This window comes from Desertihabitans aurantiacus, assembly GCF_003344635.1.
GTDB lineage: Bacteria > Actinomycetota > Actinomycetes > Propionibacteriales > Propionibacteriaceae > Desertihabitans > Desertihabitans aurantiacus.
The window spans coordinates 1-8,973 of the sequence record NZ_QPKK01000168.1 but is presented as its reverse complement, the minus strand read 5'-3'; the positions used below and the strand labels follow the sequence as shown (position 1 = coordinate 8,973).

General features: G+C 74.5%; 9 protein-coding genes. 8 read left to right on the top strand and 1 reads right to left on the bottom strand.

Going from position 1 to position 8,973, the window contains the following annotated elements; all coding sequences use genetic code 11:
* The 7 genes from DVA66_RS13420 to DVA66_RS13390 all read left to right on the top strand — a co-directional run.
* A partial coding sequence (locus DVA66_RS13420; RefSeq protein ID WP_157973992.1) for a DUF6049 family protein occupies positions 1-1,237 on the top strand: 1,237 nt, incomplete at its 5' end.
* Complete coding sequence (gene murJ, locus DVA66_RS13415) at positions 1,234-4,797, top strand: murein biosynthesis integral membrane protein MurJ (RefSeq protein WP_114560542.1); 3,564 nt, start codon at positions 1,234-1,236, stop codon at positions 4,795-4,797. The genes DVA66_RS13420 and murJ, both read left to right, overlap by 4 nt.
* The gene (gene sigM / locus DVA66_RS13410) at positions 4,794-5,390 is read left to right on the top strand and encodes an RNA polymerase sigma factor SigM (RefSeq protein ID WP_114560541.1); all 597 of its coding nucleotides are present in this window, start codon (positions 4,794-4,796) and stop codon (positions 5,388-5,390) included. The genes murJ and sigM overlap by 4 nt, the downstream gene beginning before the upstream one ends.
* Positions 5,387-5,872 (top strand): hypothetical protein, encoded by a 486-nt coding sequence (locus tag DVA66_RS13405; RefSeq protein ID WP_114560540.1) that lies wholly within the window; start codon positions 5,387-5,389, stop codon positions 5,870-5,872. Before sigM ends, DVA66_RS13405 begins: the two co-directional genes overlap by 4 nt.
* A gap of 130 nt (positions 5,873-6,002) precedes the next feature.
* A complete protein-coding gene (locus tag DVA66_RS13400) occupies positions 6,003-6,257 on the top strand; it encodes a hypothetical protein (protein WP_114560539.1) in 255 nt (84 codons plus the stop codon).
* Between the two features lie 157 nt (positions 6,258-6,414).
* Entirely contained in the window at positions 6,415-7,686 is a 1,272-nt protein-coding gene (locus DVA66_RS13395) for a TerC family protein (RefSeq protein WP_114560538.1), read from the top strand.
* Positions 7,687-7,743: 57 nt separating this feature from the next.
* Complete coding sequence (locus tag DVA66_RS13390) at positions 7,744-7,998, top strand: DUF3072 domain-containing protein (protein ID WP_114560537.1); 255 nt, start codon at positions 7,744-7,746, stop codon at positions 7,996-7,998.
* Positions 7,999-8,096: 98 nt separating this feature from the next.
* On the opposite strand, the gene DVA66_RS13385 is transcribed toward DVA66_RS13390, so the two are convergent.
* Positions 8,097-8,315 carry a hypothetical protein gene (locus tag DVA66_RS13385; RefSeq protein WP_114560536.1) on the bottom strand — a complete coding sequence of 73 codons (219 nt, stop codon included), beginning with the start codon at positions 8,313-8,315 and terminating at the stop codon, positions 8,097-8,099.
* Between the two features lie 280 nt (positions 8,316-8,595).
* On the opposite strand from DVA66_RS13385, the gene DVA66_RS13380 reads away from it, so the two are divergent.
* Positions 8,596-8,973, top strand: a 378-nt coding sequence (locus tag DVA66_RS13380; protein ID WP_157973991.1) for a helix-turn-helix domain-containing protein, incomplete at its 3' end; no start/stop codon positions are given.

Below are 8,973 nucleotides of genomic sequence, written 5' to 3'. Positions count from 1 at the left end.
CACCCCCGACCTGCTCGCGGTCGCCGCGCACGACGACCCCGCCCTCGCCGACGCGGTGGTCGCCGCCCAGCGCCCCGACGCCCTGGCCGCCACCGAGCCGCTCGGCCGGGTCGCGGAGCTGCCGCTGCTGGTGATCCCGGTCGGCGGCGGCCTGGACGCCGACGGCCTGGCGCTGGTGGAGCGGATGGACCCGGCGGTGGTGCTGGTCTCCGGTGCGGACGGCTCTGCGGTGCTCGAGCACGAGGACGGGGCCGCGCTCGGCGACGTCGACGCCGCGGCGTTCACCCCGACGATCGGCCCCGAACCGCTCGACACCCCGCCGCAGGTCGTGCAGCACCTGCGCTCCCGCACCCTGGTCGCCGCCCTGCAGGGCGAGGACGCCGTGGTGCGGGTGGTCGACACCGCCGACCGCGCCCGGGCCGAGGAGCAGGCCGACGCCGGCGCGGACTGGCAGCGCCGCGTCCCGCTGCAGGAGTGGCTGACCACCCCCGCCGAACCGCTCACCGACCAGCTGTCCGGACCGGTCGCCGGTGCCGCCGACCAGCTGGCCCCCGACGTGCTCGCCGACGCCGTCCGGCTCCGCTCCGCCACCGTCGCGGCCGCCGAGCTGCTGGTCGACCCCACCGTCACCGAGGACGCCGACCGGCTCACCTCCACCGCCGTCAGCAGCTGGTGGCGGGCCGGCGCGGCCGACCGGGCGGGCCGGCAGCGCTGGATCGCCCCCCGGCGGGCCTTCCTCGACTCCCTGCTCGACGGCGACGCGGTCGCGCTGTCGGTGCCCGACGACGTCGAGATGTCGGCGCGCTCCGGCTCCTTCCCGGTGACGGTGACCAACCGGCTCGACCGGGCCGTCCGCGTCCAGGTGCTGTTCACCAGCGAGAACGCCCAGCGCCTCACCGTGCCCGCGGTCACCGGCATCGAGCTGGCGCCGGGGCAGACCGTCACCACCACGGCGTCCCCGCGGGCCCGGGTGAACGGGGCGGTGACCGCCCGCGCCCAGCTCGCCACTCCCTCCGGCCGTGCCTTCGGCGAGGTGGAGGAGGTGCGGATCCGCGCCACCCAGGTCGGGCGCGCCGGTTGGGTGATCGTCATCGCGTCGGGCATCGTGCTGGTCGGTGGCACGGTGCTGCGCGTGCGGCAGGTCCGCGCCTCGCAGCGCGCCGCCACCACGGACCCGGGGGACGCCGATCGCGGCGGGGACGTGCCGCAGCCCGCCGAGGAGGAGACCCGCCGATGAGCACCGACGTCGCGAGCCGGTCGCTGATCTCCTCCAGCGCGCTGATGGCCTCGGGGACGATGGTCTCCCGCGTGCTCGGCTTCGTCCGGGCCGTGCTGATCGCCACCGTGCTCGGCAACGCCACCCGCCAGGGCGAGATCTTCACCTTCGCCAACACCGTCCCCAACAGCCTGTACATCCTCTTCGCGGGCGGGGCGCTCAACTCGGTGCTGGTGCCGCAGATCGTCCGGGCCACCCGCCACGACGAGGACGAGGGCGAGGCCTACACCAACCGGATCATGACCGCCTTCCTGGCGATCATCGCCGCGGTCACCGTGGTCGTCATCCTGCTGGCGCCGCTGGTGCTGCGCATCTACACCGACGCGGGCTGGCGCGACCCGGCCCTGTCGGAGCAGTACCGCTCGATGCTCACCCTGACCTACCTGTGCCTGCCGCAGATCTTCTTCTACGGCGCCTTCTTCCTGGCCGGTCAGGTGCTCAACGCCCGCGGCCGCTTCGGCCCGATGATGTGGGCGCCGATCGTCAACAACCTCGTCTCGATCGCGATCTTCGTCGGCTACCTGCTGGTCTTCGGCACCGGCGGCGACCGCTCCCAGGCCTTCACCACCGGGCAGGAGCTGCTGCTCGGCATCGGCTCCACCCTCGGCATCGCCGTCCAGGCCGCCGTCCTGCTGCCCTTCCTGCGCCGGGCCGGGTTCGTCTACCGGCCGCGGTTCGACCTGCGCGGCGTCGGGCTGGGCCGGACGTTCTCGCTGGCCAAGTGGACCCTCGGCTTCGTGGTGATGACCCAGCTGGCCTTGGTGGTGGTCAACCGGCTGGCCAGCACCGCCACCACCGCCAGCGAGACCGGCGGCGGCCTGCTCGTCTACCAGAACGCCTACCTGGTCTGGATCCTGCCGCACTCGGTGATCACGGTCTCGCTGGCCACCGCGATGGTGACCTCGGCCTCCGACCTGGCCGCCCAGGGCGACCTGCGCGGGGTCGCCCGCGAGACCACCCGGACCATGAAGCTGGCGAGCACCGTGCTGCTCCCGGCGGCGGTGGCCTTCGTGGTGCTGGCCCAGCCGGTGGCGCGGCTGGCGTTCGGTTTCGGCGAGGGCGCGGCGGACTACCCGCTGGTGGGTTGGGCGCTGGCCGCCTTCGCCCTCGGGCTGGTGCCGTTCACCCTGTTCTACCTGTGCACCCGCGCCTTCTACTCCCTGGAGGACACCCGCACCCCGTTCCTGCTGCAGGCGCTGGTGGCCGGTCTCAACGCCGGGCTGGCGGTGCTGCTGGTGCAGCTGGTCGACAGCCCCCGGCTGGTGGCCGCGGCGCTCGCGCTGTCCTACTCGCTGGCCTACCTGCTGGCCGTGGTGGTGGCGCTGCTGCGGCTACGGGCCCGGCTGCCCGGGCTCGACCTGCGCGCGGTGGTCCGCCACCTGGTCCGGGTGGTGGTCGCCATCGCCCCCGCCGCGCTGGTCGCCTGGCTGGTGACCTGGGCCCTCGGGATGGTCGGCGACGGCCGGCTGGTCTCCGCGCTGGCGCTGGCGCTGGCCGGCGTGCTGGCGGTCGTGGTGTACGTGGTGATGGCGCGGGTGCTGCACCTGCGCGAGGTCGACGACATCGTCGGCACGCTGCTGCGCCGCGGGTCGGGCGGTGCACCGGCGGAGGCCGACGCCGGCACCCGCGATCCCGACGCGGTCGGCACCCGGGAGGATGGGGGGCACGAGCCGGCGAGGCGGACGGAGGACGAGGTGCCCGACGCGGAGGAGGAGGGTCGCGACCCGGCCGACGCCCGTCCCGCGCCCGCCTCGTCCGACGCCGACACCGCCCCGCTCGACGCGGTGGACCGTCCCACCCCGGCGGCCCCGACGCTCCCGCCGACGGTCCGCGCCGCCCTGCCCGACGACTCCACCGACCCCGACGCCACCCGCCGGAACCCGATCCAGCCCGACGCCCTCGAGCCGGACGCCGACGACACCCCGCCGGACGGCTCCGCCTCGACCCAGCGCGCGGGCGACCTGCTCGGCCGGCGCTACCGGCTGCAGGAGATCGTGGCCGGACGCTCCGACACCCACACCTGGCGCGCCTTCGACCAGGTGCTCTCCCGCTCGGTCCTGGTGCAGGTGCTGCCGCCGGACGACCCGCGCTCACCGGCCCTGCTCGAGGCCGCCCGCGCCTCGGCCGCTGCCACCGACTCCCGCTTCCTGCGGGTGCTCGACGCCGTGCCGGGCGACGCCCCCGGAGTCGGCTCCTACATCGTCACCGAGTACGCCTCCGGCCAGACCCTGGAGGTGCTGCTCTCCCAGGGCCCGCTCTCGGCCCTGGAGGCGGCCTGGCTGGTGCGCGAGGCCGCGGACGCCCTGACCGGCGTGCACGCGTTCGGCCTGCACCACCGCCACCTCGGGCCGGACGCGGTCACCGTCACCCCCGCCGGCAACCTCAAGATCACCGGCTTCCTGCTCGACGCCGCGATCAGCGACGCCGACCCCGGCGCCGAGCCGGCCGGTGTGCGGACCGAGGACGGGGAGGCGCGCGACGTCGAGGACCTCGGACGGCTGCTGTACGCCGCCCTGGTCTGCCGCTGGCCCGGCGGGCACCGGTTCGGGCTGGAGCGCGCGCCGGTGCACGGGGAGCGGTTGCTCACCCCCCGCCAGGTCCAGCACGGCGTCTCCCCCGCGCTGGACCGGATCTGCGACCAGATCCTCTCCCCCGTCCCCCGGGGCCACGAGCCCCGGCTCACCACCGCGGCCGAGGTGAGCGCCGCGCTCACCCGGGTGCTCGGCACCGCCGACGCCTCCCACGACCTCGAGCGACGGGTGCGCCAGCCGGTCCCGGTGGTGGGTTCGGACGACCCGGACGCCGTCGTCGGCCCGACGCCGCCGGAGATCGTCCACGCCACCCACACCAGCCCCAGCAGCGCGGCCAGCGACGACCCGGAGCGTCCCGGCTCGGTGCGGGTGGTGCACACCGGTGCCCCGCGGCAGCGCCGCTGGCTGGCCGTCCTCGTGCTGCTGCTGGTGCTGGCGCTCATCGGTGCCCTGGTGACGGTGTTCGTGCAGAGCCAGGCCCGGTTCGCCGGTGACGCGCCGGACCCGACCAGCGCGCCGCCACCCGGCCCGGTCCAGGTGCAGGGGGTGACCGTCTTCGACCCCGAGGGCGACCCGCCCGGGGAGGAGAACAACGAGGAGGCGCCGCTGGCCGTCGACGGCGACCCCGAGACGGCCTGGCAGAGCGTGTACTACCGGGGCGACCCCGAGCTCGGTGGGCTCAAGCGCGGGGTCGGGCTGGTGCTCGACCTCGGCGAGGTCCGCGACATCACCGCCGTCAGCGTCCTGCTGCCCGAGGAGCCGACCGCCCTGGAGGTGCTGGCCCCGACCGACCGCAGCACCGCCGAGGCGCCGCTGGACTCCGACGAGAGCTGGGAGGTGGTCGCCGAGGACGGGTCGGCCACCGGGCAGACCGAGCTGGCCCTGGCCGAGACCACCAGCACCCGCTTCGTGCTGGTCTACCTCACCTCGCTCCCGCCCGCCGGCGACTCCTACCGCGGCAGCATCTACGAGGTCGGGGTGAGCGGGTGAGCGGCGTCCCCCCGTCGGGCACCGACGGCACCCGCACCGACCGGGAGCTGCTCGCCGCCCACGTCGCCGGCGACGACACCGCCTTCGCCGAGCTGGTGCGCCGCCACTCCGACCGGCTCTGGACGCTCGCGCTGCGCACCATGCACAACCGCCAGGACGCCGAGGACGCCCTCCAGGAGGCCCTGGTCTCGGCCTTCCGGCGCGCCGACACCTTCCGCGGCGACGCCGCGGTCACCACCTGGCTGCACCGGGTGGTGGTCAACGCCTGCCTGGACCGGATCCGCCGCAACCAGGTGCGCCGCACCGACCCGCTGCCCGAGCACGTCGAGCGGGTGCTGACCGCCACCGACGACCCCGAGGCCGAGACCGAGGCCGGGCTGCGCCGGGTCGCGGTGCTGCAGGCGCTGCGCCAGCTCAACGCCGACCAGCGAGCCGCCCTGGTGCTGGTCGACATGGAGGGCTACTCCGTCGAGGAGGCCGCCACCATCCTGGGCTGCGCTCCCGGCACCGTGAAGAGCCGCTGCTTCCGCGGCCGGGCCAGGCTGGCGCCGCTGCTGGCCCCCCTGCGCGCCTCCGAGGAGGGCCGGACGTGAGCGACCAGGAGCGCTGGCCCGGCGAGCTGGAGAGCAACCAGCGCTGGCAGCCGCACGTGGTCGTGGCCAGCGTGGCGGCGGTGGTGCTGTCGGGTCTGCTGGCGCGCGGCGGCGCCCCCGGCTGGCCGGCCGTGGTCGCGCTGGTGCTGCTGCTGCTCGCCGGCTACCTGCTGCTGGTCTGGCTGCGCACCCGGGCCCGGATGGCGGTGGACGGCGGCGTGCTCACCGTGCGGCGCTGGTCGGCGGTGCAGCGGGTGCGGGCCGAGGAGGTCACCGGGGTCCGGCAGCGGCTCAGCGGCCAGGGCCCGGACTTCCGGCTCGACGTCGGCGGGCGGACGGTCTTCGTCCCGGCCTCGCGGGTCCGGCGCGGGCACTCGGCCTTCTTCGACTGGCTGCTCGAGGGCAACCCCGACGTCCCGCTCGACCGCGGCACCACCCGCACCCTCGACGTGGTCCGCTCGAGGGGGCTGATCGAGCGGTGAGGGCCCGACGGCGGTGGCCGCGGACCGGCCGGCACGTACCCTGGGGGAACCACCGGAGCCCGTCGGCCGTCACAGGCGCGGATCCGGGAGGCCGGGGACCATCAGCGACGGCGACGGACGGGAGACGCGGGTGAGCGAGCACGACGCCGACGCACCGCTGCCGGACTGGCTCGCCGACGCCACCGCCGAACCGGCGCCCGCCGACGTCCTGCGCCGGATGCTCGGCACCGTGGAGGCCGAGGTGCAGCGCCGCGCCGAGGGCGAGACGACCCGGGAGCGGGCCGCCGCCATCGCCGCCTCGCTCGAGCGAACCAACCGCGGTACCTACGGCATCAACGTCCCCCGCCGGCCCACCGTCCCGCACGTCGAGCACCGCGCCGGCTGACCCGCCTCCCCCGCCGCACCGCCTCGGGCGCCGGGCGTTCGGAGCCTCCTCCTAGACTCGGCGCCGGGGACGGCACCTTGTGTCCCGGCCGATGCCGCGTCCCCGCGCCGAGGGTGGCTGGCCCCGCGCCAGCCCGGGTTCGACCGGGAGGTACACGATGGACGTCAGTCCGCTGGTGTGGGTGCTCACGATCGTCTTCATCGTGGGGCTGCTGCTCTTCGACTTCATCTTCCACGTCCGCAAGGCGCACGTGCCGACCCTGCGCGAGGCCGCGGTCTGGTCGGCCCTCTACGTCGGGATCGCACTGCTCTTCGGCGTCGCCGTCCTCCTCTTCGGCGGGTCCCGCTTCGGACAGGAGTACTTCGCCGGCTACGTCACCGAGAAGGCGTTGTCGGTGGACAACCTGTTCGTCTTCCTCGTGATCATCAGCAGCTTCAGGGTGCCGCGGGAGGACCAGCAGAAGGTGCTGCTGTTCGGCATCGTCTTCTCCCTGATCGCCCGCACCGGCTTCATCTTCCTCGGCGCCGCGCTGATCAACACCTTCGCCTGGGTGTTCTACCTGTTCGGCCTCATCCTGCTGATCACCGCCGGCAACCTGCTCAAGCCGGAGAGCTCCGACACCGACGAGGCCGACAACGTCGTGGTCCGGCTGGCCCGGCGCTTCCTCAAGACCAGCGAGGAGTACGACGGCGACAAGCTCGTCACCACCGTCGACGGGCGCCGCGTGCTGACCCCGATGCTGCTGGTGATGGTGGCGATCGGCGGCACCGACATCCTCTTCGCCCTCGACTCCATCCCGGCGATCTTCGGCCTCACCCAGGAGATCTTCCTGGTCTTCACCGCCACCGCCTTCTCGCTGCTGGGTCTGCGTCAGCTGTACTTCCTCATCGACGGCCTGCTCGACCGCCTCATCTACCTCAAGTTCGGGCTGGCGGTGATCCTGGCGTTCATCGGCGTCAAGCTGGTGCTGCACGCGCTGCACGAGAACAACGTGCCGTTCATCAACGGCGGCGAGCCGGTCGACGTGTTCGAGGTCTCCACCGGGCTCTCCCTCGCCGTCATCCTCGGCGTGCTCCTGGTGACGGTGGTGGCCTCGCTGCTCAGCCCGCGCGGACGGGTCCAGACCGACATCGCCAACGCGCGCCGGCACGCCAAGGCCTACATCGACCTCGACTACACCACCGACGCCGACGAGCGGGAGCGGGTCTTCCGCGCCCTGCTGCGCGAGGAGGAGTCGATCAGCCGGCTGCCGACGAAGCGCCGCCAGTGGATCCGCGACGAGAACGGGCTGATGGAGCTGCTGCGCCAGGCGCACACGCTGGCCGACGAGCGGCGTCCCGACCTCGACGTGCCCTCCCCCGAGCAGGTCGCGCACCTGCCGGCCCAGAGCCGCCAGGAGCGGGCCGACGACGCCGGCGAACGCCGCTGAGCCGTTGCGCGGCCCGTCGTCGGCGAGGTCGTCGGAGGCCCGACCTACGGTGGGGGCATGAGCGAACAGCCGCAGGACGAGCAGAGCACCCCCACCGGCGGGGAGACCATCGGCGCCTCCAGCCCCGGTCAGGACGAGTCGCTGGAGCGCGACCCGCAGGACTGGGTCAGCGGCGACGACCCGATGACCGAGGCCCAGCGCAGCTACCTCGACACCCTGGCCAAGCGGGCCGGTGAGGAGCTGCCGGCCGACCTGACCAAGGCGCAGGCGTCGGAGCACATCGAGCGGTTGCGCGAGGGCGGGCAGGGCTGAACCCGACGACCGCCCGGCAGGAGGTGACGGACCCGTCGGTCCGCCGCCTCCTGCCGGTCGCGGGGTCGCCGCGTGAGGTCCCGTCCCGCTCGGGCCGGTCAGTACCAGATGCCGCGGTCGGCCGACTCGACGGTGCGGGGGGCGGAGTACCAGATGCCCCGGTCGGCGGACTCGACACCAGAGCCCTGCGAGGTGCCGCTGGAGTACCAGATGCCGCGGTCGGCGAGCTCGGCGGCGGAACCGGAGGCACCGGCGCCGATCAGCAGGGCGGCGGCGGCGAGGGAGACGGCGGCGGTCTTCTTGGTGGAGATGGTCATGAGAGGCGTTCCTTCGGGTCGAGGCGGATGGTGCCGGTCCCCGTCAGCCGCCTGCGCGAGCTGCCGCCCGAGATCACCAGACCACCCGGCACGCTCCCCGGGTGCGACTCGGATGCGCGACCGCGGCGTCGGATGACCCGACCGGACCGGTTGGCCGCGCGTCTTGACCTACGGCGCTGCGCGCTGTTGACTCGCAGTCGCAGTCGTCAAGACCTCGCGGAAAGACTGGTCGGCACTGTCGGAGATTGCAAGGACGCGGCACGGTAGGTGAGGAGCAGCCGTGGCAGGTGCAGTGGTGGCCGACCAGGTCGGCAACGGGCGCGGCGCCCGGCTCCGTCGGCTGCGCGAGGGCCGGCGGCTCTCCCAGCACGAGCTCGGCGGCGGACGCTTCTCCGCGAGCTACGTCTCCCACCTGGAGACGGGCCGACGTCCCCTCACCGACGATGTCATCGACTTCTTCGCCGGCCGCCTCGGTGTCAGTCCCGAGGAGCTGCGTGACGGCGTGATGCCCGCGCCGACCGCCGAGGTCGCGGCCGGCGCCGCCGCCCGCCACGAGGTGGAGCGGGCACTCGCCCAGCACCGGTTCGCCACGGCGGCGCGGGTCGCCGCCGAGGCGACCCGTGAGGCGCAGCGGCGCGGGGCCGTCGCCGACGTCTGG